Below are 25,574 nucleotides of genomic sequence, written 5' to 3'. Positions count from 1 at the left end.
TTATGTGAACCCTCCAATATTACACCACCCTATGCCTCATTTGATATAGTGTGAAGCGATTGAACGAAAAGCGAGGTGATAGAGATGACTTTAAGTGTCAAAAATTTATCGGTACGATACGGGGAAAAAGTTGCAGTTAGGGATTTAAGCTTTCATGTTGGAAAAGGTGAGGTGTTCGGACTGCTTGGCGCGAACGGTGCCGGCAAATCCTCCAGCATAGCAGCGATTTTAGGCATGGAGAAAAGTGAGTTTAAAGAGCTGTCCATACTTGGGAAATCACCTATTGCTGAACGAAAGAAAGTGTTTGAAAAAGTCGGTGTTCAATTTCAGGAAACGAATTTTCAGGATCGCATTACAGTCGAGGAAGCGTGCATTCAGTGGCGTGCTCTATATAAAGAAACCCAAGAACTTGAACCGCTGCTGATTTCCTTTGGTTTACAGGAAAAGAAAAAACAGCTCGTCAAGTCGCTATCTGGCGGTGAAAAGCAGCGTCTTGCCGTACTGTTGGCACTGCTGCCGAATCCGGAGCTAGTTTTTTTGGACGAGTTAACAACAGGACTCGATACGAAGGCGCGCAGAATGTTGTGGAAGCAGCTGCTCAAGATGAAGGAGAGCGGTCTGTCCATTGTGCTCACTTCTCACTATATGGATGAAGTGGAGGCACTTTGTGACCGGTTGTTGATTTTACGAGAAGGTCAGACGGTCGCAGGCGGTACAATTCAAGAAATAGTGGGGCTTAGCGGAAAAGCGACGCTAGAGGAAGCTTATTTACATTTTGCAGGGGAAGAGGAATGGGGATGACGATGTTTTGGACCATGTTGAGAATAGAAGGGAAGCTTGTCTGGAAGGGGATGGATATCCTTATATTCGGCATCCTGTTTCCCATGATATTGGCAGCTCTGTTTGGTTATATGCTGAGTAAAGATGCATCTGTGGGCGGTGCGTCTATGTTTGAAGTATCCTATCCTGCGCTCATTACGATCGGGGTGCTTGCTACAGGGGTAATGGGGGTGCCGCTGACGATTGCTGATTATCGCCACCGGGGGATTTTAAGGAGATTTCAGGTGACGCCTGTGTCCCCTCTGCATATTTTGCTCGTGCAGGTAGTTATTCAGCTTTCTTCCGCGTTGGTGTCTTTTATTGGTGTAACGGCTGTATATGAATTATTATTTGATTATGAGATGAAAGGTTCATGGGGAATCTTCTTACTTACGTATGCCTTTGTTATTTGTGCCATGTACAGCATCGGGATCTTCATCGGCAGTGTGGTGCCTGATCAGAGATCAGCGAATTTGTGGAGCTCGCTGGCCTACTTTACGATGCTGCTGTTCTCGGGCGCGACCATTCCATACGAAATCATGCCGCGTTTTTTCCAATGGTTTATGAATATCTTTCCGCTATCTCATGGCATTCATCTTCTCAAGCAAGTTTCGATTGGGGGGACGGCTCAGTCTCTGTTTGCGAGTTTTGCAGTGCTTGTCCTGTGTATTGTTCTTGGTCTAGGCGGTGCGATCAAGTTTTTTAAATGGAAGTAACAAAGGAGGGATTCGGGTGTACAGAACAACAGAGATTGCCAAAGAAGCGAATGTGCATCCGAATACCGTCCGAGTTTATGAAAAATGGGGTTACATTTCGCCAGTTCCACGAGCGGACAACGGATACCGCATGTTTTCAGATGTTCATTTGTTTCAGCTGCGAGTGGCGAGATGCGCTTTTCGCTGCGAGATCGTTCAAGGTCATATCCGGGAAAAAGCAAGAGATATCGTGAAGGCCTGCGGTGAAGAACATTTTAGCCTTGCTCTACAGCTCGCCGAGCATTATCTGACTCATTTGAAACAGGAACATGCACAAGCGCTGGAAGCGATCGAACTTGTTGAGAAATGGCTGGGCGGAACCGAGTCTGAGTTCGTTGATGAATCGTATACCCGTGTAGAGGCTGCCAATCTGTTGAAGGTTTCAGCGGAGACGATCAGAAATTGGGAGCGAAATGGTCTTATAACGGTTCCGAGACGAGATGATGGGCATAGAATTTATTCGGAAAAAGAAATCAATCGATTAAAAATCATCCGCACATTGAGAGCCGCTCATTATTCCATCAGTGCAATTCTCCGCTTATTGAAGCAGGCAGAGAAGTCGAAGGAGTTAAACGTAAAGCGTGTGTTAAACACGCCGGAAACAGATGATGACATTATTACAGTAACAGATTGCTTAATTCATTCACTTGATGAGGCGATACAGAGTGCGAAAGAGGTTATACAGCTTTTAATAACACGTGAAGAATAGGCAGAGTGACAGGTATTAGCCCAAGGAATGAACATAAACAAGCTGTCTCGGCAGATTACCGGGACAGCTTGTTGTCTATGAGATATTCGGCTTCAAACCATGCGCTGAATCAAGATTTCTTGGTTGCATCCCAAGTTCGATCACCCGTCAGGTATTTTTCAGTCAAGATGGACAGCATTTTGATGCCGACCTCGTTTTCCCCGCCTTCTGGAATGATAATATCGGCATATTTTTTGGATGGCTCGATAAAAGCTTCGTGCATCGGTTTGACTGTGTTTAAGTATTGCTCGTGGACTGATCGGATCGTTCTGCCGCGCTCCTCGATATCCCGCACGACTCGTCGAAGGATACGTACATCAGGGTCAGTATCCACAAACACTTTAATATCGAGCAGCTTTCGAAGATTCTCGTCCGAGAGGACATGAAGCCCTTCGATGATCGCAATATGGTTTGGTGTCAGTTCCACCGTTTCTTCTTTGGAGCGGGCATGAGTCGTAAAGTCATATACCGGAGCATGCGCAGATTGTCCTGACTTTAAAAGCTCCAGATGTTCAATAAGCAGCTCATTGTCAATGGCAAAAGGATGATCATAATTGATCTTCTCGCGCTCAGCGAAAGTGAGCTGTGGGTTGTCCCTATAATAATTATCCTGAGATATAAAAGTAACCTTGCCGGGTCCGAGTCGGTCAATGACAGACCGGGCCACCGTCGTTTTGCCGGAGCCAGTTCCGCCGGCGATCCCTATAATGAGCATGGTGTTCCCCAAACCTCCCTAAGGCTTTCGTACACTGCAATTCAATATTCTATCATAGTATGTGTATTTTTTCACCTTGGCTGAGGCTCCGAACCTTTAACAAGGACAGAAGAGTAAAAAGTGTCCAAAGATTGATGAAATTATTAGCTGAACGGCGTCCTTGATGTTATCAAGGGCGTTTTTTTATGCTTGGGAAGCAAGGAAATGATTGGATTCATCTGTGGTCTCGGTTTATATCCTATCGAGTTTCATGGTTTTCCTAATTTAGTGCATGATAATTTTATGTTTTTACTTATTGTTTTGGTTTTTGTTCGCACACGATTGAAAATAATGGCATATTTTTATGTTTTTTATTCAATAAACAAAATGATTAATTATATAAACAACATAAAGAAATATAAAACAATATATTTTCGTTGCGATACAGGTATAAAGGTGGTACTATTTACTCAATAACAGGTTTTTGTAAACGATCACAGGGGCCTGGAGTGTTACTTATTTTTTTAAAAGGGGTGCAGGAGATGAAGTTCAAGAGGATTGCCAAATTTGTCATCATGATGTTGGCCGTTTTACTTGTATTGGCTGGATGTTCAAATGGAGGGGACTCTGCGCAAAGCAAACCAAATGTGGACAAAAGCAAAATTGAAAATCTTCCTCAGCCTATTGCGGAAAAAGATGTGAAGGTTATGGTTATCCGAAAAATTGGAGGTGACGATCATACAGCGCAATACTTGGCGGGGGCGAAACAAGAAGGAGAGGCGATGGGGTTCACCGTCGATACGTATTCGGCTAACGGGGATACGGCCAAGTTTCACGATGCGATCGCACAGGCAATGGAGAAAAACTATGACGGCGTTATTATCTCGCACGGGGATGATGCAGCGACGGTAGATAACGTGAAGAAATTGAGAGAGAAAGGGATTCAAGTCGTTACCTTTGACTCCAATCCTGATCTTGCTTCGATTGACGGGGTGACGCTGACGTCACAGGATGATGAGCAGCTTGCCAAACTTGCCTTGGAAAGTATGAATAAACAGCTAAATGGAAGCGGTAACATCGTGTACTTGTGGGTGGATGGATTTCCGCCGATGGTAAGCCGCAACAATGTGTACCAGCAATTTTTGAAAGACAATCCGGGAATGAAGGAAATCGAGCGCTTTGGCGTTGCATCATCGGATACGTCGGTTCAGACGCAAAATGCAGTGTCCGCCATGTTAACCAAGCATGGCAAGGGAGAGATCGATGCTATTTTTGCAACTTGGGATGCGTTTGCGATCGGTGCGGCCCGCGCCGTGAAGGAGGCTGGACGCGATGAAATCAAAATTTACGGCATTGACGTATCGAACGCCGATTTACAGCTCATGCAGGAAAAGAACAGCCCTTGGGTAACGACGGCTGCTGTAGACCCGAAAGTGATCGGCGCTGTAAACATGCGACTCGCTGCAAAGAAAATCGCCGGTGAAGAAACGCCGCAAACCTTTAATTTGAAGCCGACATTGATAGCGCAGGAACAGTTGAGCGGGGAGAAGGTCAATATGGAAAGCCTTGGAGAGATTATCGCTGGCTGGGGGGTTAGCGACGATTTTGAAGAGGACTGGATGAAAGCGCTTAAGAATGCATATTCAGGGCAATAAGAAGGTGACGGAGGGGAGCGTTAAGGGATGGAGCCGTCAAAACACAGGAATTGCTGGCGCTTGCCTCCCATTTTTGTACAGGAGGTGGAAAGATGACTGCACAGCAAGCGATTCGCCTGGAGATGAAGCAGATTTCGATTGAATTTCCCGGGGTAAAGGCGCTGGATAATGTAGATTTTGCAACCGAAACCGGAAGCTCTCATGCGTTGATCGGTGCGAACGGGGCGGGGAAGTCGACGCTGATGAAGGTGCTGTCTGGAGCATACAGCCATTACACGGGTGAGATTTATATCGATGGTCAGCTGGTGCATATCCGTTCTCCGAAAGATGCCAAAGATTTGGGCATTCAAATCGTGTACCAGGAAGTAGATACCGCGTTAATCCCTTATTTAACGGTAGGTGAGAATATTATGCTCGATGACACCGTTAACGATATGGGGAAGAAGCAGTTGATGAATTGGAAGCGGATTCACATCAATGCCAAGGCGACGCTCGAGCGGATGAATGTGAAAGTGCCGACGAAGAAGCTGGTCAGTGAGCTGACGCTGGCTGAGAAACAGATGGTATTGATCGCGAGAGCGATTACGAAGAAGTGTCGCTTTCTTATTTTAGACGAGCCGACAGCGCCGCTTAGCCATTCGGAGACCGAGGAGCTGTTCCGGATTGTACGTGATTTGAAGCAGGACAATGTCGGCGTGATCTTCATTTCGCATCGCCTTCCCGAGCTGTTTGAAATTTGTGATGAGATTACCGTGATGCGGGATGGAAGATTTGTCATCAAGCAGCGGATTGCAGACACAAGTCAGAATGAAGTGGTCGAGCATATGCTGGGCAAAAAAATGGGGGATCAATTTCCGAAAATTCCGATCGAAATCGGCGGCGCCAACTTTGAAGTGAAAGGACTGTCCGATCGGGGGAAATTGAGAAATATTAATTTCAACGTGCGCAAAGGGGAAATCATCGGTCTCGCTGGCTTGGTAGGCGCTGGCAAAACGGAGCTCTGCAAAGCGCTGTTCGGCGCATCCCGCCTTGAAACAGGCGAGCTTGTGCTGCAGCAGCGGAAGCTTTCCATTCGGAATTGCAACGAGGCCGTAAAGCTGGGGATTGCCCTTGTCCCGGAGGAGCGGCGCAAAGAAGGTATTCTTGTGCAGGAGTCGGTAGCGAGCAATCTATCGGTCGCCAGTTTGTCGAAGTTCTGTGTATCGAGGACATTTCTGCAATTCGGGAAGGAGAAGAAAGAGGCGCGCAGGCTCATTCAGGAACTGGGCATTAAAACGCCAAATGAATTGGCGAAAGTCAAAAATTTGTCGGGCGGAAATCAACAGAAAGTGGCGATTGGCAAATGGCTGACGACCGATGCGGAAGTATACATTTTCGATGAACCGACCAAAGGCGTTGACGTCGGAGCGAAAAAGGACATTTTCAAGTTGATCTCACAGCTTGCTCAGCAGGGGAAAAGCGTTATTTATGCCTCCTGCGAATTGTCGGAGATTATCGGTATTACCGATCGTGTATACGTGCTGTATGACGGCCAGATCGTAAAGGAGCTCTCAACGAGCGCGACCAATGAAGAAGAATTACTGTTCTACTCGACAGGAGGAAAGTAGCATGAGCGCAAGGATTGAGCAGCAGCGTCCAGTAAAAGCGTCCAAGTCTTTCGATTTCTTTAATTTTTTATATAAATATGGAACGATTGTGACCATTGTACTTCTTATCGGTGTTTTTGGACTGATGGCCGATGGTTTCCTCATGCCGTCCAACATCATCAATATTTTACGTTCAATTTCGATTGTTACCGTGATTTCGATCGGAATTACGATTTCGCTGTCGGTCGGCGGCTTTGATTTATCGGTCGGTTCCGTTGCCTCGCTGGCCAACGCTGTCGTGATTTCCATGTTCGTTTGGCATTCGCAAAATGCGTTTGTCGGCATTGTGGTTGCGATTGCGGTATGTTTAGTCGCCGGCGTGCTAAACGCATTCATGATCGTAAAGATGAGAATTCAAGACATGCTGATGACACTGGCGATGATGTTCATTATCCAAGGGGTGGCATTAACGTACACGCGCGGGGCGACGGTTTCGCAAAATATGGTGATGCCCGATGGATCGTTCGCCATGGGGGAAATCAGCACGTTTTTCGCAAAAATAGGCCAAGTACCGTGGATTATTATCATTATGCTCGTTGTTGTAGTTCTCGTTCATATTTTCCTGAATTACACGAAGCATGGCCGCTACATGTATGTCATTGGCGGCAACCGGGAGGCGGCCAAACTGTCCGGAATCCCGGTCAATAAATACCGGGTACTCGCCTATATGCTGTCGGCAGGTTTTGCGGCGATCGGCGGCATTATGCTTGCATCGCGTGTCATGACGGCGGAGGTCAATGCAGGCGCTCCGTATTTGATGGATGCTGTGGCCGCTGCTTATATCGGTTTCTCTGTCGGCGGTGCCGGCAGGCCAAATGCGTTTGGCACATTCATCGGCGCGGTTCTGATCGGGATTTTGCAGAACGGACTGGTCATGTTGTCAGTTCCTTATTACGCGATGGACATTGTTAAAGGAACTGTACTCGCATTTGCGCTCGCTTTAACGTATTACAAACAGAATTAACGATCGCAGGAGGAGATAGGAATGAACAAGTTCAATTCGTACTTCACAATGACGGAAAGCGATGTTGTTCAATATGCCTTGAGCGAGTTGGATTTTTTTGCTCCAGATGCGGAGCTGACATGTAAGGAAATCGGAGACGGTAATTTGAACTATGTGTTCCGTGTAGAAGATGCTAAGGCGGGGCGCTCGCTTATTATTAAGCAAGCCGGTCCGGTCGCCCGCATCTCCGATGAGTTTAAAGTATCGCCGGATCGCAACCGGATCGAAGCGGAAATTCTCCGTTTGCAGCACGACCTTGCACCCGGGCTGGTGCCGGAAGTGTATAAATACGATGCGGTCATGAACTGTTGCGTGATGGAGGACTTGTCCGATCATGAAATATTGCGCACGGCGTTAATGCAACACAAGCAATTCCCGCTGTTCGCTGAACATATCTCGACGTTTATGGTCAATACACTGCTATTCACGTCGGACGTCGTCATGAATCATAAAGAGAAGAAGCAATGTGTCAAGCAGTTTATTAATCCGGACCTGTGCGAAATTACGGAAGATCTCGTTTATACCGAACCGTTCTACGATTGTCCGCGCAATGATGTGTATCCGCCGCTGCGCTCGTTTGTCAAAGAGTATCTTTGGGACGATGAGGCGCTGCTGCTGGAGACGGCAAAGCTCAAGTTTGAGTTTATGACGAATGCTCAGTCGCTGATTCACGGTGATCTGCATACGGGTTCGATTTTTGTGAAAGCGGATTCGACCAAAGTGATTGACCCGGAATTCGCCTTCTATGGACCGGCCGGATACGATGTGGGCAATGTTGTCGCCAATCTGATTTTTGCCTTTTTACATGCGGAAAGTGTGATGGAGGAGGGAGCGGAAAAAGAGATCCATCTGGACTGGCTGCTAACGACGATTCGGGACATCGTCGATTTGTTCAAGACGAAACTGATGGAAGCCTGGCAGGAGAAGGGAACGGAGCGAACGGCTCGCTTCAAAGGGTTCCCCGAGTATTATCTGGATATGATTTTGCAGGATACGGCAGGCGTAGCCGGATTGGAACTGTGCCGTAGGACGCTTGGCATCGCAGGAGTGAAAGATATTACATCTATTTCAGATGCTTCTGCGCGTGAGCGTGCAGAAAAGATGTGCATCGTCATGGGCAAACGCTTCATTATGGAGCGTAAGCAGATGAAAAACGGCGCCGATTTCACGAATGTCGTGGCGGCTGCAGGCGAAGTGTACAGCAGATCGTGATCGTGTACAAAAAGACAAGGAGGGTATAAACGATGGACGATAAGGAAATGGCGGCAGCGGCCATGATTCAATCCGTTACGCTGGATGATGCGAATGATACTCTTGTTATTTTGGATCAGACCGTGCTGCCGAACGAGAAGAGATTTTTGCCGTTGAAAGAAATGAAGGAGATTTGGGATGCGATTTATTATTTGAAGGTACGCGGTGCGCCAGCGATCGGGATTGCAGCCGGATACGGTTTGTATTTAGGAGTAAAAGCGTCGAAGGCGACAACAATGGAGCAACTGGCAGAAGATTTCAAGCAGGTTAAAGATTACTTGGCTTCGTCCCGCCCGACAGCAGTTAACCTGTTCTGGGCGCTTGACCGGATGGAGGCTCGCTTCAAGCAGGAGCAGGGCCGCTCGATAGCCGAGATTAAAGCAGCGCTGCGTGAGGAAGCAGAAGCAATTCGGGTGGAAGACGAGCAAGTATGTGAGCGGATCGGGCGCTATGCTTTGTCGCTGCTGGAGCCGGGATGGGGCATTTTGACTCATTGCAATGCCGGTGCGATTGCGACCGCTAAGTACGGCACGGCGCTGGCGCCGATCTATTTGGGGCATGAACAGGGCTATGGCTTCAAGGTGTATGCCGATGAGACGAGGCCGCTTTTGCAAGGGGCGCGGTTAACGGCCTGGGAATTGCATGAGGCGGGCATTGATGTCACCCTTATCTGTGACAATATGGCTTCCATCGTCATGAAGGAAGGTAAAATTCAGGCTATCCTAGTCGGATGTGACCGGGTAGCGGCCAATGGCGATACAGCCAATAAAATCGGTACTTCAGCCGTGGCAATTTTGGCGAAACATTACGGCATTCCGTTCTATGTATGCGCGCCGTTATCGACCGTTGATCTGCATTGTACGACAGGGGATGATATTCATATTGAATTGCGCCCGGAAGAGGAGATTACAAGTCAGTGGTATGAGAAACCGATGGCGCCGGCTGGGGTGAGCGTGTACAATCCGGCGTTTGATGTTACGGATCATGAGCTGATTACGGCAATTGTCACTCAGCATGGCATTGCCTATCCGCCGTTCACGGAGAGTCTTTCGGCCATGTTCGCCAAGGATCGGGATAAATAATGCCAACATGAGGAATGGAATATCTCTGCTCACTATCTAACAACGGTAGGGGGCAGGGAACCGTCTTTGTTTAGATTATCGTATGAAGACTGAAGACTGCTGTATCAATAGATGAATCATTGAAAAAGAGCGAGATACAAAAGGAAGAAACCTTTTTGTATTCTCGCTCTTTTCTCAGTTTTCGAACTTGTTGATTCACATGAGTTGAACTCAAGTGCACTCATATAGGGCTATATCGTGCTGGTCCAAAAATTCATGCCATTCCTCGTTCAATTGCTTATCTGTAACAAGCGTCTGGGCTCGCTCCAGCGGGCAAATGCTGGCGAAAGAGGTGCGGTCAAACTTCGTAAAGTCGGCAACAAGATACACTTTGTTGGCTCGCTCAACGGCAAGTCGGCGCACTTCTGCCTGCTGTTCGCTGGAATCGGTAATACCGTGCTGCATGCTTACGGAACGGCAGGAGATGAAGGCTAAATCGAAAAAATAGCTGTTCATGTTCAACTCCGCGTTGCGCCCTAGCGCTGACATGGAGCTGGAAGAAATGCCGCCGCCGATCAAGACGAGATGCACATTGCTGTTCTCAATCAGAACATTGGCGATTTTAAGGGAGTTGGTGACGACGGTAATCCGTTTATTGTCCAGCTGCTGCGCAATATAGAGTGACGTAGTGGACGCATCCAGAAAGATGGAATCGCCATTGCTGATAAACTCGGCACATTGCTTGGCTATGCGCTTCTTGCCGTCAACATGGATATGCTCACGCAGGTTCACGTTAACGTCGTTCTGCACGCCGTCAGGGATGTAAGCCCCTCCATAAGTGCGCGTCAGCACCCCTTCGTCCTCCAACTGTTTCAAATCGCGGCGGATCGTTTCCTCCGTGACGTTGAACAGCGAGGTGAGCGCGGCAACCGTTACACTCTTTTGTTCCATAATGATTTCTTTTATTTTTGCTTTTCTGGCCACTGGTAACATCGTTATTCGCTCCTACAAAACATATATTTTATTGTTTTTATTAAGTATAACATACTTTTTTGTGGATAACAGGGTTTGGTTTTATGGTTTAAATATGATTTGTTAGCGAGAAATGAGAAAATTTGATCTTTATATAACAAAACAATAATGAATTCAGTATTATTTCTTTCAAAAACAAATATAAAACAATAAAATACAAAATAAATCATTGACAAACATCGTAGTAGGTAGGAAAATAAATGACATAAAGACACATGTTCAAGGTATTATACAGGAGGTGAGCGCATGCTGACGCAGGACGGGGCATACTATTCTGATTTTGAAGCAAAGAAGATGATTTGTGAAATGGGCAGGAGAATGTACATGAAGAACTTTGTCGCTGCCAACGATGGAAACATTACGATAAAGACTGGTCCCAACACGATTTGGGCGACACCGACGGGGGTGAGCAAAGGCTTTATGACCCCTGATATGCTTGTCAAACTGGATATGAAGGGGAACGTGCTTGCAGGCAATCGGAAACCATCTTCCGAAATTAAGATGCATCTGCGGGTGTATGAGGAGAATCCAGGGGTGAAGGCTGTCACACATGCACATCCACCGGTAGCGACTTCGTTCGCAATTGCCGGCATAGATCTCGATCAAGCGGTATCCCCGGAGGCGGTCGTTATATTAGGAACGGTTCCCGTTGCACCCTATGCTACGCCAGGAACACAGGAAGTACCGGATTCGATTGCTCCTTATTGCAAAGATTATAACGCTGTTCTTTTGGCTAACCATGGCGCACTGACATGGGGCAAAGATATTATTGAAGCTTATTACCGCCTGGAGTCATTGGAACATTACGCATTAATGCTGATGTATTCTAACCGAATCATTGAGCAGGCTAATGAATTGAATTGCAATCAAGTATCAGACTTGATCGCCATTCGCAAGAAAATGGGCATTCATAGTGGAGGCACACCGGGCTGCAAGTCCGAACGAAAGGAGATGACAAGTAAGAAACAGCAGCCGTTGTTCGCAAGTGAAGCGGACAAGGAGCAGCTGATTCAGCAAATTGTAGCGAAAGTGACGGAACAAGTGCTCCAGAAACTGCAATTGAAGGGGTGATGAGTGTGGGCATTCAATTAACGAAAAGCCGATATTCAGAACATTACTCAAGGTGTGCTGCAAAATATTGATCAGCGTTTGCCGAACAGATCAGCGCATACAAGCGACGATTCGCTGTTTTTATCGTGTTCGGGCGAAGACTTGCCAATAAAAAAGTTTCTATAGAACTGAATCATAGCGGTGTTTAAATTAAGCGGCCTTGGTCCTGAACTCCTTCGGACTAAAGGCCGTTTAGTTTTACTTGAATCGTTCCCGTAATTGTAAAAGTTACGTTCGGTCAATATCCAGAAAATACATTGTTTTAGCGGATAAATTGCTGTATATTTATTTCTCTTGATAATGGCTTTGTTAAACTACATTGTTGATATTTAACGTTTACGAATTTTTGTTCCGAAATTATGGGCACTTCGACGTATGGTAGATAGACTGAAGGAGTGGATGTTTATGATTTTATGGTTCAGACACTTACCGCAATTAAGTATGGATTTGTCAGAATGGACTCCTTTTATACAGAATCATTGGTTTCGAAAGCACTATATGAAGTTTGTTTATCTGCTCCAGATCATCATATTTCTGATTCCATATTTCTTTGAGGGATGGCTCCCTCATTTCAATTTATTCGCTCTTATCTTAATAGGCATCTTTGTCTTCATCATTCATGAAGCCCTTCATATAATTGTAATTAACAAAAAAGGTGACATTAGTTTAACGTTTAGCGGTATATTTTTCTGGCTACGTACAAATGCAATTCTATCCAAACCGAGATTTTGGGTCTTTATGAGTTTGCCCTTCATTGCATTATCGGTCATGCCTGTCATTGTATCGTTTTTTGTATCTGGAGATATGAAGTCAATCTTATTATTTGTGAGTTGGATAAACACTTTGATTTCTGCCTCAGATATGATTAATTCATTTTTAATTGCCATTAAACCGAAAAACTCAGTATTTTGCAAAGGCTATTACCGCTTGCAATAAAATAGTGGCAGGAAGCAAATCAATTTCTGTGAGGTTTCATAATGAAAAAAATACGTGTGATTCTTTTACCTATCTGCATCGTTTTACTAGCTTTGTTTATTGTTTTATTTGGATTAGAAAAAAATAAAATCAATTATATTGAAGAACAAATTGCATTTTTGGTTGAGCAGCGGACTGACTTATTAAATTTGATTGAAGGACGTCTACGAGAGGGTTCCGATCCTATATACCAAATGTATGGTGATATAAGTTATGTTTTTGGTATGGATCGTGTGATTAGCCTTGATCCAAATAATAATTACGATTACATCTCGTACAACAATGATTTAATCCAATATATTCACCGGAATCTCAATATGTTTGCTAGTAATAACTACGGTACTAGAGAGGATAGGATTTTTTTAGCTGATCAAGTGAAAACTATTTTAGAAACGATCAAGAAAGAGGGCATAGTTAATAAACCTCGGCTTTTAATGAATGAACTGACAAAAGAAACGAATAAATATCTTGAAAGCAGATAAGTATTTTTGAACTTTCGCCCCGCAGATGAGCAGAGATGAAGTCAGTATTGCTGGCATCATTATCTTTCTCGGATTCGCTGTTTTTATCGTGTTCGGGCGAAGACTTGCCAATAAAGAAGTTTCTATGAAACTGAATGATAGCTAGCCGTGTTTAAATTAAGCGGCCTTGGTCCTGAACTTCCTTGGGCTAGGGCTGTTTATTTTTGCTTTAATCGTACTTAATTGTGATTATTTGGTAGTTTAGTTCACGAATTCGTGTGTTTCCTCTATATATAATTCTATTTCTGTATCTTTCCCCTCGATTGAGAGACGTCTTTGCCGCAACCGTGCCGTTACTATTAAATAATACCCATGTACATATATCGTATCTCATTTGAATCTCCGATTATTGTCCCGCATTTCATTTTCAACCAGTCCCTGCCGTTTATAAGATAGATTACCTTCCTACTATTTCACACATATCGCAGCTTTTTCTATAACTCGATAATAGAACTTACGTACTGATTCGCGATTTGAACCTGTTTCTTTCTATCGATCATCCAAATAGTAGTAATAAATATTCAATCTTATACCTATTTAGTCTTAATTATGGAAAAACGCCTTGAATTTTCATCTCATTTTGTAGATCAAATTAATATAGGATGTTTGCCATAAAAGCTAGAAGCTAAGGTGGAAGACAAAACATTGGCTTGTATTCTAAATCTATCTATTCCAAACTTTCTGAAACAAAAGGAGGGACAAGCGCATACGAACGGCTTCCTGAAATTGTGGCAATGACATCCAAAACATCAATGAAGGGAAGATTGTCATCATGAAAAAGTTACTAAGCATTATTCTGGGGTTTATCTTGTTTTTAGGAATTGGAGTTCCAGCCGAATGGGTGGATCAAGCTTATGCGGAAGAAGTTAAATTTACAGGAACGACAGCTCAAATCGGAGTGAATGTCCGCTCCGGTCCAAGCACCTCTTCACCGGTCATGTTCGTGATACGCGGTAATACCGTTGTCGAGTTTGACGGCTGGGAAACAGGAGAAACACTGAAGGATTATTGGACGGGACAAAATGACAACCGCTGGTTCTATTACAACGATAACGGCCGCAAATATTATTTGGCTTCAGCGTTCGTCAACGGCAATCCTCCGGCGAACGGGTCTGAAACCCCTAGCCAGCAGCCTGCGAAAGGGGCAAGCGTACCGGATGTAAAGCAGAAAATGAGCAACTGGTGCTGGGCAGGAACCTCGGTTGCTATATTGGAACACTATGGAAAAAGGGTATCTCAAGAAGAATTTGTTCGTGTCGTCAAAGGTGGGTTGTATAACAATCCAGCCACTGCTTACGAGTTCCAACGTGGATTGCGCAACTACGGCGTCAATTCACAGGTATATAATCAGAGACTTTCTCTCCAAACCGTCAAGAGTGAACTGGATAAGGGGCGACCGATGGTAGCCTTCATCCGTTGGAATAACGGAGCGGCAATCGGACACTTCCTCGTTATGGATGGTTACTATTATGGTGCAAACGGAACGACCTATGTGAACTATATGGACCCGTGGTATGGAGATCATTTTACGCATTCATTCAACTCTTTTCAACAAAACAGCAGTTTCACCTGGACCGGAACAACTACCACATGGAGATAGCACGAGGAGGCCTTCGATATGTTTCGAAAAAAGCTAGTCGTGCTTATTGCGCTCGTAGCCGCAATCGGTATTCTAATCTGGGGGGTGATCACATTGAAGAAACCAGAACAAGTCGCGTTTGAAGACTATGTTCAGAATGTTAAGGATGCGCCAAAAGAAAACTTGGCCGTACCGGACAGCAGCAATCCATTGCAGTTGTCTGAGTTCTCTATTCCGGTATACTCACCGCTGCCGGACAAAAAGATCATAACCTACAAGGGTGAAGGTATTGCAGATATGCTATTGCCTACGAACGAAAGATTGTGGTTCATGATGAATGGCACGGAAGCGGAAGGAATAGTAGTGGCTACGGATAAGGAGCCGATTAAAATGGGTGGGGAAAACCGCAGCAAAGAACTGCTGCAAATATACAAGAAGGCACGAGACGAGGTAACCCGTGATGACGATATCCTCTACTTTGAATATGTCGGGCACAGCATCATGGTAACCGTAAGCGACAACAGGGAAAAAGTCTATTTGACCCGAAGCGCTGCGGATGTTCTCGATCTGGCAACAGATACGGCTTATCAACCGGAGAAGGTCATCTCCAAGATGAGGCAATTGAGCAAACAGACTCCCAACTGACAAAGTTGGAGTATTGGGCGGAACTGCCCAAACGTTTATCCACCCGCTATATGGTTCTGTCTGTAACTCCCGCAGCGTTTAAATCGCTGCGGTTTTTTTATACAGCAAGGGATACGCCTGCGTAGTCTGTTGTTCATTTACATTCTAACGAAATGTATATAAAAAACATGTCCCCGTTTCGGGGCTGGAGCCACGTAACAGGGACATGCTTTGTTTGGTTAGATGGTAGTGATTACTGGAACAGATTACTGATTAATTCAATCGCTTGTGGAACAATCTGGGCGATAAACTCAATGATTGTGTTGGCAATTTCCATTATAAACCCTCCTTTTCTACTGAAATGTTATTGCTTCCACTCTTATAATTGCACATTTTGCATTTTTTTTGAATATAAAATACAAAAAATGGACTTAAATACCCAATAAAATACATTAATTCACTCAAAAAGTACCCAAAGAAGACAAAACCAAAGCCATCCAAGGAAGGCCTCAAGTTCCAGGGAAATCTCCTTCTGTTCTCCTAAATACAATTCCCACAGGGACTCTTGCCCAGGATTATATATACTAGAAATGAACTATGTATTTTTTTTCACAATCAAGCCGTAAGCCTCATCAAATATGCGCAAAATTACTGTATATTAATGGTTGTATCAGTGGTTTGCAAGATACGAGAGCTGCGTGAAGTTAGGTATTACTAGGCAAAGCTAGGGAAATCTAGTGGCGCAAAGCTATAGGGGCTAAAGAAGAAATTCTATGCCAGCCAGTTGCCGACTAATAGAAATACGAACTCTATATCTATTAGTCGTATGCGTTATTCATAAAATGATAAATGAACCAACTCCCTAGCTGCCTATTATTACAATAAATTAATAGGAAGTGACCTGGATGAATGCAACAAGAAGTGGGTATGCCCGAAAGTTATTTGCAATGATGGTGGTGTTTGTCATGATGTCCGTCATTTTATTGACGCCAGCCTATGCGGAAACAACTGTTTCTACAGCAAAAAAACCTGCTGTAAAACAGAGTGCAATCGAACATGCCTCCCTACAGTATGATTTTGGCGTAGGTCAAGGAATCCAATGGCCAAAACAAGTCAACGCCCCTTTCATTGATATGTCGGCATGGGTTACAAAACCTGGATATTCCAACAACGGAGCACCAAACCTTTTAAAGATTTCTGAGGATACAGGCGTTACATTTTTCAATCTTGGTTTTATACAGCCCATTTCGAATCAAATCGTTAACGGCAAAGTTCCATGGGGTTTTGGGGGGTTCTCGGTACTGAATGAAGAGAATGCAAACAACGCTCAATATCAAGGGATAAAACAGTCGATCCGGGAGCTGCGCGAGATGGGCGGTGATGTCACCATTTCGCTTGGCGGTTTAAATGGCATTACGTTCTGGGAAGTGACTCAAGATACCGATACGTTATTCAATACGTATATGGAGCTTGTTCAGGGCTTCGGGTTGACAAGATTAGACCTTGACATTGAGGGAGGCGGAGCTTCCAACAAAGCCTTTAATATCGCAAATGCGAAGGCGATTAAAAAGCTGCAGGATGCAACCGGGATCGATATCGTATTAACACTTCCTGTATTGCCAAGCGGTCTGACACATGTTCAATTGGACGTATTGGAAGCTTACTTGGCCAATGGTGTGGATGTCGAAGTCGTAAACATTATGACGATGTGTTATGGAAGTGGCACACTTCAACCAGGTGAAAATTACGGATCAGCTTCTTTGAGAGCCGTCGATTCGACGAAGGACCAATTGAAGCAATACTTCAAGCATTTTGCAAACATGGATCTAACCGATCAGGAGGCTTATGGAAAGATAGGAACAACGCCTTCTATCGGATTCGAAAGTGCGGCACATCCGATTTTTACGACAGAGTGGGCTCAGTGGGTAGTCGACCATGCAATCGAAAAAGGGTTGGCGATGACCTCTTTCTGGTCCATGAACCGAGATGCAGTATTGTTAAGTAATGCTGGTGTAACGACACCTTATCAATTTACCGACATCTTCAAACAATTTGGAGATGGAAGCGCCCCAGCGGTTCATGCCAAGCCTGTCATTTATGGTACAGCAGATAAAACGATTATGGCAGGTGATTCCTTCAACCCGAGAGAAGGCGTTACTGCCATGGATCGAGAAGATGGTGATCTGACATATTACATCGAGATCGAAGGTAGCGTAGATTCATCTATACCCGGAACGTACAAACTGATATATGCAGTACAAGACAGTCAAGGACAGACAGCATATGCAGAGCGTTATATTACGGTTATCGGTAGTGATGATACTGGTAATGATACAGGCCATGATGGACTTGTAGATACTTATGATCCAAACCAAATCTATTGGGGCGGAGATACCGTTATATATAAAGGTGAACAATACAGAGCGAAATGGTGGGTACAAGGAGAAGCGCCGGATTCTTCTCACGCATGGGAAAAAATAGTGAATCCAAATGAAGATGGCAGTGTCGATTACGTGCCTGGTTCTGTCTATCTCAATGGCGACTTGGTCCGCTATGAAGGCAAGCTCTATCAAGCCAAGTGGTGGACTATAAGTATTCCCGGAAGCGATAATTCCTGGATGCTTATCCAATAATCCATGACGAATGATTAAGCAGATGATGGTTTCATGCCATGAAATTTCCATGCTATTAACTAAATTTAACTAAATGGTTAATCTGTTGTATAGATTATAAAAACAAAAAGAAATAGGCCACCCGTGCTAGGGTGACGACCTATTTCAAATCCCTGTACAGCCTACCGCCCTTATAAGCGGCTGTTGTCAAGGAGTGAGGATGTTAGCGCATCTTCGCTCCTTCATTATTATATCCAAAGTCACTCATGTTGAGTGGCTTTTATTTTTCAGAGGGGTGATTTAATAGTTCGAATTGCAAGCTGCTCATTACATCGCCAACCGGGATCATAACGGTACCGTCCTTTGTCTTGAACGTGGATTTTGAATCAATTACGGTTTTTATCGGACTTGCGCTGGCGGCATCTTTAAGATCAAAAATGAATTCAGGCGTTCCGGTTGACCCCGGTGCAATGCTGTACTCATCGAAGACAATAACTGCTTTTCCATCGTTGGTTACGTAGAATGACTCATGAGCATCTACTCCCTGGAAACCGTCTTGTCCGCTAAAGTAGTCTTCGGAATTTGCGGCAATCTCTGCTTTAATCTTGGAATCGATCATTTGCTTGTAGTTGCTGCCGAACAGATCCTCAATCGTAATGCGTTTGGCTTCCTTCTTATTTAAGAAGTTGTACGTATCCACACGCTGGGCGGGAGCGTTACCGGTTGTAATTTCGGTGATCACTTTCAGGGAGACGACATCAGGAATGGTCCCTTGTCCGTCTGCTGTAAGCTCATAATTGATGTTGAGCACGTAAGGAAATATAGTCTTGTTTTTCTTTTTGGCGCTATCCGCCAGTTCTTTGGCTTCTTTCTCCCACTTGTCCAGATCTTTGGAAGCATGGGATTCGATAATATCGTTCAACTGCTCCTGGTATATGGTATCTTTCAGTCCTTGGAACACGGGAATGCGAATATTTGCCTCGAGTGCAGACTCGCTTGATTGCAGCGTTTTGAATGTTAGAAGCGGTGCTTCGGTTTGAACAGCTGTGGATTCAGGCTTAGCAGCGGAGCGCCCGTTGACCTCTGTCATCATTGCGATCGAGCCACTGACAAGAATGGCTCCAGCTATGCTGGCGTAAGCCAGTTTCTTCTTGAGGGATGTAGAAGATGTGTGCATGTTCATAATAAAAACCTCCTATTTCTCAAATGGATTATTAAAATTATTTAATATATTCGTGGCTTGTTAGAATATCGGATATCGTTTCCGTTGGAATGATGAACTCCACCAGACCCATAGACCCGGGTGCAACTTCGTATTCATTAAATGAAATGACCAGTTTGCCGTTTGCGTTAATATAGAAACTCTGGTCTTTCGAGATGCTTTCAAACGGAGTCATCGAATCTTCCTCGTTCAACCAATAAACCTTCCCGGGGTCCTCTTGCATTTGCTTTTTCATCTGTTGTTTAATTTCATTACTGATGACCTGGACATATGAATCGTCTTTAAACAGGCTGGGCAGGGTGATTACGATTTTCTCCTGTTTGTCGATCGTGTCAAAGGTTATTGTCTCTCCCGAGGAGCCAGCAGATGTCGTAACATAACGAGATAATGTCAACAATCGGTCGGTATTGGTTACGATCTCATAGCTGCTGTCAAGGCTCATATTGGCCTTTCCTTTCTTCTCCAGCTCCTTGACCTCGTCTTCAAAGGCCTCGTACAGTTTCTTGTTCTCCTCTGCATATTTGCTGTTCAGCGTCTGTTCAAGCTCTGGATGATCCAGATTGGTTATAGCTGGTGTTTGGATATTTGCTTCGGATGATTCATCTTTTCGGGTGTACTCATTGATCGTGATAACCTTGACAATACTGCCGAGTACGGGCACTTCCGAGATTGCAGCGGCAAACGCTGGGCTCGTATTCACTATGGTAAACAATAGAATGGAGGCAGCTGCACCCCCAGCTAATGACTGAAGTCTCATACGCCGATTTTTCCTTTTCTTGATCGCCCTTTTGACGACCAGATCCAGTTCTTCCGGGACAGGAATGGATTCGTATTTTTTTCTCATGTTGTCTAATCTTTCATTCAACGGTGATGCACCTCCTTTAGCTGTTCTTCGTCGAGACTGATTCGCAGTTGTTTCAGCGCTTGATACAGCCTTGTTTTGACGGTATTGACGTTCTCCTGAGTCACTTTGGCAATATCCTCTATTTTCATATCTTCAAAAAATCGCAAAATGATAACCGTTCGGTATTTTTCAGGCAGATCATCTATGGATTCGGCCAAATCCAGATTGGTATAGGCATCATGTTGACCGGGGATGAATGACTCTAATATTTCATCCTCCATGACATGCATATGTTTATGTTTTCTCAAAAAATCAAGGGAGGTGGTTACAACGATTCTGTAGAACCAGCTCTTGATTGAACCCTTATTTTGCAACTTATTAATGGATAGAAATGCTTTATGAATTGCGTCTTGTACAATATCAAGGGCATCGTCTTTATTTTTTACATAGCTGTACGCCAGCCTGTAGATGCTTTCCTTATTTTCTGTAACACAATCCATAAGAAGCTTTTCCTGTTTCCGGCCACCTCTCATGGGTATATGACACTCCTTTGCTGCTCGCGCGCGTCAGCGATCAATTGCAATTGAACCTTTCATAGGCAAGACGGGCAGGTGCGGAAAAAAGTTTGATCTTGTTAGAAAAAAATAAAAAAGCGAACCCCGGGTAACCGGGGTCGCCTGTCATGCCGAAATCTATCGATTTCTGAAGAGACATTAGCTGCAGCTATGACCAGTCTCGTCGCAACGTGAACAGATCCTTCAGTTCATCGGTCGACAGCTCGGTAATCCAGCCTTCGCTGCTGGTGATGATGTTATCGCTGAGTTGCTGTTTGCTTTCCAGCATTTCATCAATGCGTTCCTCCAGCGTGCCGAGGGCGATGAACTTGTGTACCTGCACATCTTTGGTCTGGCCCATACGATAGGCACGGTCTGTGGCCTGGTTCTCCACTGCCGGGTTCCACCAACGGTCGAAGTGAAAGACGTGATTTGCTGCAGTCAGATTCAGACCTACGCCTCCCGCCTTGATCGAAAGGATAAATACATTTGGCTGTTTTTGGGCAGGTAGTGTCCGTGATTGAAACTGTTCAATCATCCGATCACGCGCCGTTTTTGAGGTGCTGCCGTTCAGATAAAGCACGGGTTCATCCAGCTCTTGCTGAAGCACCTGCTGCAGCATCTCGCCCATGCCAACGTATTGCGTGAAAATGAGGCATCGCTCGTCTTCTTCACGAAGCTCTTTGACCATCGATAGAAGGCGCTCAAGCTTGGATGAGCGGTTAATGAGCGCTTCCGTGTCAAGCTTGCGGCCGAAGGCGTCTGTTACTTCCGGCATGGCTTCTTTAGTTAACAGAAGCGGATGATCGCATATTTGCTTCAGATGGGTGAGCGTCGAAAGTATGGCGCCTTTTCGCTCAATTCCCTCCAGCTTCTGCATGCGTTCCATAAGCTCATTTACACTTTGATCGTAGAGCGCACTTTGCTCGGCGGTAAGATGGATATATGCTTTCATCTCGTTCTTATCCGGCAAATCCAGCTGAATGGCTGGATCTTTTTTCTTGCGGCGAAGCATAAACGGCTTCACGAGCTTTTGCAGATCGGCGGTTTTCTTCTCATCTTGATCCTTCTCAATCGCTTGAATGAATCGGTTGGTAAAAGCTCGTAGGCTCCCCAAATATCCCGGGTTTATAAAATCATAGATAGACCACAGCTCGGATAGACGATTTTCAATCGGTGTACCGGTCAGCGCGATACGATGCTTCGCCGGAAAGCTGCGAACGGCTGCTGACTGTTTGGTCTGGGCATTTTTTATATTCTGCGCTTCATCAAGACAGATCGTTTCCCATCTGTATTCCTTAAGCAGTTCCTGATCCAGGGCAGCTGTAGCATATGAAGTCAGAACGATGTCGGCATCGCTTGCCTTCCGCTGGAATTCATCGCAGCTGTAACGATTGCTTCCGTAATGAAGCATAACGCGGATGGATGGGGCGAAGCGGCTCAATTCCTTCTGCCAGTTACCAAGAACGGAGGTAGGGCAGATCAGGAGGGATGCTCGCCTGTCCTCCTTCGAAGGCATCTCTTTAATATGAAGCAGGTACGTAATAAACTGAACGGTTTTGCCAAGACCCATATCATCGGCGAGACAGGCGCCGAGCCCGAAACGTCGTAAAAAGGCAAGCCAGGCAAACCCTTCACGCTGATAGGTTCGAAGCTCGGCCTTTAGACCATTCGGTATCGGCGGCTCCGGCCACTCGTGCTGCCGCTTTAGCTGACGGATCAGCCCCAGCAGATGCTCATTCAGCTCGACTTCAAGCTGGATGCGTTCGGGGGTTGTTTCTTCCGATGTGTGCCCGTTATCCTCCGGTGCATCTTCGCTGCTCAACAGATGAAGGTGAAGGATATCCTGCAAGGATAAACCTTGTGAGGAATCCACTCCAGCCATGGCCTGGCGAATTTGCGCCACCAACGCCGGATCAAGCGCGATCCACTGCCCCCGGAATTGGATCAGCCGTTCGTTGCGTGCGACAAGTTCAGCGAACTCCGCTTCTGTAAGGCTGGTATCGCCAATGGCAATGCGCCAATCGAAGCTTATCAGCGAATCCAGGCCGAACAAGGAGCTTCCGGCGCTTCGCTCGCTGCCTTCGCCGGAGCGAATCTTGGCGCGCAGTTTCGGCCGCTTGCGGGTGGCAGCTTCCCACCAGCCTGGCAGGAGAACCTGCCAGCCGGTTTGAAGCAGACGGTGGCTGTCTGCCGTCAGAAATTGCCACGCTTCCCTGTCGGACAGCTCGTTCCCGAAGATGTCCGGTCCGCTGCTCGCCAGCATCGTTGCCGGCAGCGCGGCGCGCAGACGTTCCAGCCATGTGCTGGAACGTTCATGAACATGCGGCGTCCAGTGCTCCGGCCATGAGCCGACAGCATCGCCGTCTTCCGTCAGGCGGACCGGGTACATCAGCGCCGGGTCCTGCTTGTCCTGCAGGACAAGCTTAAGCCGCCAGGACGGGGCCTCTTCGTCCGGCTCAAGCAGCTGAAGAAGCGGACGGAAGGGGGCCATATCCGCCTTCCAACCCATGGCAATGAGCCAGGACTGAGCGTCCATCCCTGCGGCGGCGGAGCGGTCACTTGCGAAGAGAAGCGGATATTCCCGCCGTAAATCGGCGGCTTCGGCTTCAGTTCCGTAGCACTTTCGAAAGACAGCCGCCGAGAAAGCAGCTTCCAATCCTTCACTAAGCAGAGGATCGTGATCCAGATGATCCAAGATCGGATTGGCTTTTGGATCGATAAACTCCGGGTCCCAAGTCCATTGAAGCTTTCCTTTTTGATAAGCGCTAAAGCTGGGAATAAATGCTCTTTTTTCAATGCATTCATCTAGCCATGGGGCAAGCTGGATAAACGGGGTGCTCTCATCACCCCATATCCATTCAATATGCTTCAGCAGCTTCATTTCTGCAAAGAAAGGAATGACCTGCTCTGCGGGCAGGAGAACAAGCTCTACATCTTGTATTTTTTGCGTTTCCAGCTCTGTTCCGTAAAAAGATTCCTTGTGCCACGCGAATAGCCGCTGTTTCAAATACTGTCCAGACAGGTATCCCTGCATCAGCGTGGAACCGTAAATTAGTGCATCTCCGTAAGCAGTCAACGTAATCTGGACGGTGATCGACTCGGTAAAATGGTTCATGTTATCAGTTTTCCTCTCCGAAGCTCTTCTTGAAGGGCGCGAAGACGGCTGTGCCGTTCGGCAAGGGCGGTAATGTACGCTTCCCAACGGTCTTCTTGTTTTGTTTTCTTATATAGTTTGGATAAACGTTTCAACAGCTTGACGGCTGATTTATAGCTGGCTCTATTTTTTTGGACAATATATCGTTCCACGGCTTGATGAAAAAATGGAAGCAACAGCTCGGGTGCATTTTTCTCGATCGGTGCAAGGACGCTGACGCGAAACTCCAACGGCTCTTTGCCGATGCTCAGCTGGAAATCTATCCATTGCTGCCATTTGCCATGGGTAAGCAGGGACTCTTGATAGATTTCTTTAGAATAAGGAAGCATCTGGGTAAGTGTATTCCATAGAGACGTTTCTGCTTCAGGCCGATGCTGTATAACCTGTTCCCAGTAGGCCATATAGCTGTTTAAATTATGATTGCGGTAGTTGGCGAGCAGCGGGCCAATTTCGCTCAGCCATGCCGTCAATCGCGGCCAACTCTGGTCTTCAGCGAGCATCTCAAGGAAATGAATCAACTGCTCCGGCTGAATGTACAGTCCTTTGTCAGCGGCCCGCAGCAGCTCCCAAGCCTTTTCATCCTCGGATAAAAAGAAATACATCAGGCTTTGTGCCAGCATCCCGGCAAACCGTGAATATGCATTTCCCAGCTTCGTTTCAGCCGATTTCAGCTGTTTCAGCTCTTCAGAATACCAGTCTGTCTTTCGTTCATTTGAACTGGGAGCTATGCCATGTATCCATAGGTAATGGTATATATGGGAGAAGAAAAAATGATTTCGCGCTTCGCTCAGCATGTTTTCACGCAAATAAGCTAGCGTTTCGCTTACTCGCAGGGAATACTCGGTTGTAACCGGAATAGAAAAGCGACCGGAAGCAAGGAGACCCTCGATATGATTTTGGATATTCTCCGCAGCTATTTGGGTGTGATAGCCCATGAAGAGCCCCGAGCCTGGATTGTGGCTTTGCGGCTGTTTCACGAGCTTTTCCAGTACAAACAGATGGGCATGAAGCTCGAACAGCGCATCCATCACATCGCTCATAACAGGCTTGATGCTAAAGATGGCTTGAAGCGCATGTTTAGAGTATAGGGAGTTCGAAATGCTGATCCCTAGTGCAGTTATGCATTGGCTAAATAGTTGATGCCAAGCTGAAACAGGTAATTCTGGCAGTTTTTCAGCCTGTTCTATAAATCTTGCTATACCGGTCGTCTGCTTACTGTCGGTATGAGAAAAGCCCGCAAAAGCTCCTTCATTTGAAAAAGACGCTTCACCGGATTGAATAAGTTGGGTGGAATGAGCGTTCACAAGTGCATGAACAGATCGTCCCTGCAAAACAACGGTCTTCAATAGAACAGCTATAATGTGCTTGCAGTTTTTTTCGAGCGGACAAGTGCAGCGGCTTTTGCCCGGGAAATCGATGACAAGGTTTACTTGATAAACCTGACGTCCTTTCACCGCAGCTGTAATATGGTTTTCATCCAGCTGTAATTTGGAAACCCTGTTTTGTTTGTAATATTGGAATCCGCGTTTAATTGTCAGATCATTAAAAAAATCGGCTGTATGTTGTATGAGTTTCTGCCATTGTACATCATCCAGCGGCTGGATAAGGTTCATGATGAATCCATCTCCTGAAAGCTAATAGTATTATGGACTATAATCTATCATATATAAGATGAACATCAAAGTTGGCCATAGGCCGAACATGGACATGGA

The 25,574-nt window shown here is 45.7% G+C and carries 21 protein-coding genes and 1 riboswitch; of the genes, 14 read left to right on the top strand and 7 right to left on the bottom strand.

The window, feature by feature from the left end; genetic code table 11:
• The first annotated feature begins 84 nt into the window (after nt 1-84).
• From C8268_RS19670 to C8268_RS19660, 3 genes are read left to right on the top strand one after another with little or no spacing between them, the layout of a single operon-like run.
• Nucleotides 85-801 (top strand): ABC transporter ATP-binding protein, encoded by a 717-nt coding sequence (locus tag C8268_RS19670; protein ID WP_106769235.1) that lies wholly within the window; start codon nt 85-87, stop codon nt 799-801.
• Complete coding sequence (locus C8268_RS19665) at nt 798-1,535, top strand: ABC transporter permease (RefSeq protein WP_106769234.1); 738 nt, start codon at nt 798-800, stop codon at nt 1,533-1,535. Before C8268_RS19670 ends, C8268_RS19665 begins: the two co-directional genes overlap by 4 nt.
• A 16-nt stretch (nt 1,536-1,551) precedes the next feature.
• On the top strand, nt 1,552-2,283 hold the full coding sequence (locus tag C8268_RS19660) for a MerR family transcriptional regulator (protein WP_106769233.1): 732 nt from the start codon (nt 1,552-1,554) through the stop codon (nt 2,281-2,283).
• 109 nt (nt 2,284-2,392) lie between these two features.
• On the opposite strand, the gene udk is transcribed toward C8268_RS19660, so the two are convergent.
• On the bottom strand, nt 2,393-3,037 hold the full coding sequence (udk, locus tag C8268_RS19655; protein WP_106769232.1) for a uridine kinase: 645 nt from the start codon (nt 3,035-3,037) through the stop codon (nt 2,393-2,395).
• A gap of 521 nt (nt 3,038-3,558) precedes the next feature.
• Here udk and C8268_RS19645 point away from each other — a divergent pair.
• The 5 genes from C8268_RS19645 to mtnA all read left to right on the top strand — a co-directional run bounded on the left by C8268_RS19645 (nt 3,559) and on the right by mtnA (nt 9,653).
• Nucleotides 3,559-4,671: a sugar ABC transporter substrate-binding protein gene (locus tag C8268_RS19645; protein WP_106769230.1), complete on the top strand. Its 1,113-nt coding sequence runs from the start codon at nt 3,559-3,561 to the stop codon at nt 4,669-4,671.
• 92 nt (nt 4,672-4,763) lie between these two features.
• Nucleotides 4,764-6,278 carry a sugar ABC transporter ATP-binding protein gene (locus C8268_RS19640; RefSeq protein WP_106769229.1) on the top strand — a complete coding sequence of 505 codons (1,515 nt, stop codon included), beginning with the start codon at nt 4,764-4,766 and terminating at the stop codon, nt 6,276-6,278.
• Between the two features lies 1 nt (nt 6,279).
• Nucleotides 6,280-7,281, top strand: coding sequence for an ABC transporter permease (locus tag C8268_RS19635; protein WP_234032910.1), 1,002 nt, complete (start codon nt 6,280-6,282; stop codon nt 7,279-7,281).
• 21 nt (nt 7,282-7,302) lie between these two features.
• Nucleotides 7,303-8,532, top strand: a complete 1,230-nt coding sequence (mtnK, locus tag C8268_RS19630) for an S-methyl-5-thioribose kinase (RefSeq protein ID WP_106769228.1) — start codon at nt 7,303-7,305, stop codon at nt 8,530-8,532.
• A gap of 32 nt (nt 8,533-8,564) precedes the next feature.
• Nucleotides 8,565-9,653, top strand: a complete 1,089-nt coding sequence (gene mtnA, locus C8268_RS19625) for an S-methyl-5-thioribose-1-phosphate isomerase (protein ID WP_234032908.1) — start codon at nt 8,565-8,567, stop codon at nt 9,651-9,653.
• A gap of 210 nt (nt 9,654-9,863) precedes the next feature.
• Here mtnA and C8268_RS19620 read toward each other — a convergent pair whose 3' ends face one another.
• Entirely contained in the window at nt 9,864-10,625 is a 762-nt protein-coding gene (locus tag C8268_RS19620) for a DeoR/GlpR family DNA-binding transcription regulator (RefSeq protein WP_106769227.1), read from the bottom strand.
• 285 nt (nt 10,626-10,910) lie between these two features.
• Here C8268_RS19620 and C8268_RS19615 point away from each other — a divergent pair, with 285 nt between their 5' ends.
• The 6 genes from C8268_RS19615 to C8268_RS19590 all read left to right on the top strand — a co-directional run bounded on the left by C8268_RS19615 (nt 10,911) and on the right by C8268_RS19590 (nt 18,106).
• A complete protein-coding gene (locus tag C8268_RS19615) occupies nt 10,911-11,735 on the top strand; it encodes a class II aldolase/adducin family protein (RefSeq protein ID WP_106769226.1) in 825 nt (274 codons plus the stop codon).
• A gap of 438 nt (nt 11,736-12,173) precedes the next feature.
• Entirely contained in the window at nt 12,174-12,710 is a 537-nt protein-coding gene (locus C8268_RS19610; protein ID WP_106769225.1) for a DUF3267 domain-containing protein, read from the top strand.
• Between the two features lie 41 nt (nt 12,711-12,751).
• On the top strand, nt 12,752-13,231 hold the full coding sequence (locus C8268_RS19605; protein WP_106769224.1) for a hypothetical protein: 480 nt from the start codon (nt 12,752-12,754) through the stop codon (nt 13,229-13,231).
• An 811-nt stretch (nt 13,232-14,042) separates the two neighbouring features.
• Nucleotides 14,043-14,870, top strand: a complete 828-nt coding sequence (locus tag C8268_RS19600) for a papain-like cysteine protease family protein (RefSeq protein WP_106769223.1) — start codon at nt 14,043-14,045, stop codon at nt 14,868-14,870.
• Nucleotides 14,871-14,888: 18 nt separating this feature from the next.
• The gene (locus C8268_RS19595; RefSeq protein ID WP_106769222.1) at nt 14,889-15,494 is read left to right on the top strand and encodes a hypothetical protein; all 606 of its coding nucleotides are present in this window, start codon (nt 14,889-14,891) and stop codon (nt 15,492-15,494) included.
• A 686-nt stretch (nt 15,495-16,180) separates the two neighbouring features.
• A riboswitch (cyclic di-GMP riboswitch) is annotated at nt 16,181-16,265 on the top strand.
• A 113-nt stretch (nt 16,266-16,378) separates the two neighbouring features.
• Entirely contained in the window at nt 16,379-18,106 is a 1,728-nt protein-coding gene (locus tag C8268_RS19590) for an immunoglobulin-like domain-containing protein (protein WP_106769221.1), read from the top strand.
• A gap of 259 nt (nt 18,107-18,365) precedes the next feature.
• Here C8268_RS19590 and C8268_RS19585 read toward each other — a convergent pair whose 3' ends face one another.
• The 5 genes from C8268_RS19585 to C8268_RS19565 all read right to left on the bottom strand — a co-directional run bounded on the left by C8268_RS19585 (nt 18,366) and on the right by C8268_RS19565 (nt 25,475).
• Nucleotides 18,366-19,268: a DUF3298 and DUF4163 domain-containing protein gene (locus C8268_RS19585; protein ID WP_106769220.1), complete on the bottom strand. Its 903-nt coding sequence runs from the start codon at nt 19,266-19,268 to the stop codon at nt 18,366-18,368.
• A 37-nt stretch (nt 19,269-19,305) separates the two neighbouring features.
• Entirely contained in the window at nt 19,306-20,172 is an 867-nt protein-coding gene (gene rsiV, locus C8268_RS19580) for an anti-sigma-V factor RsiV (RefSeq protein ID WP_106769219.1), read from the bottom strand.
• On the bottom strand, nt 20,169-20,684 hold the full coding sequence (locus tag C8268_RS19575) for an RNA polymerase sigma factor (RefSeq protein ID WP_106769218.1): 516 nt from the start codon (nt 20,682-20,684) through the stop codon (nt 20,169-20,171). Before C8268_RS19575 ends, rsiV begins: the two co-directional genes overlap by 4 nt.
• A gap of 190 nt (nt 20,685-20,874) precedes the next feature.
• On the bottom strand, nt 20,875-23,823 hold the full coding sequence (locus tag C8268_RS19570) for a DEAD/DEAH box helicase (RefSeq protein WP_106769217.1): 2,949 nt from the start codon (nt 23,821-23,823) through the stop codon (nt 20,875-20,877).
• Complete coding sequence (locus C8268_RS19565; RefSeq protein ID WP_106769216.1) at nt 23,820-25,475, bottom strand: SWIM zinc finger family protein; 1,656 nt, start codon at nt 25,473-25,475, stop codon at nt 23,820-23,822. Before C8268_RS19565 ends, C8268_RS19570 begins: the two co-directional genes overlap by 4 nt.
• Nucleotides 25,476-25,574 lie beyond the last annotated feature (99 nt).

Origin of the sequence: Paenibacillus faecalis (assembly GCF_900289175.1) — a bacterium.
Classification (GTDB): domain Bacteria; phylum Bacillota; class Bacilli; order Paenibacillales; family Paenibacillaceae; genus Paenibacillus_AQ; species Paenibacillus_AQ faecalis.
This window is presented reverse-complemented; position numbering and strand designations above follow the sequence as displayed.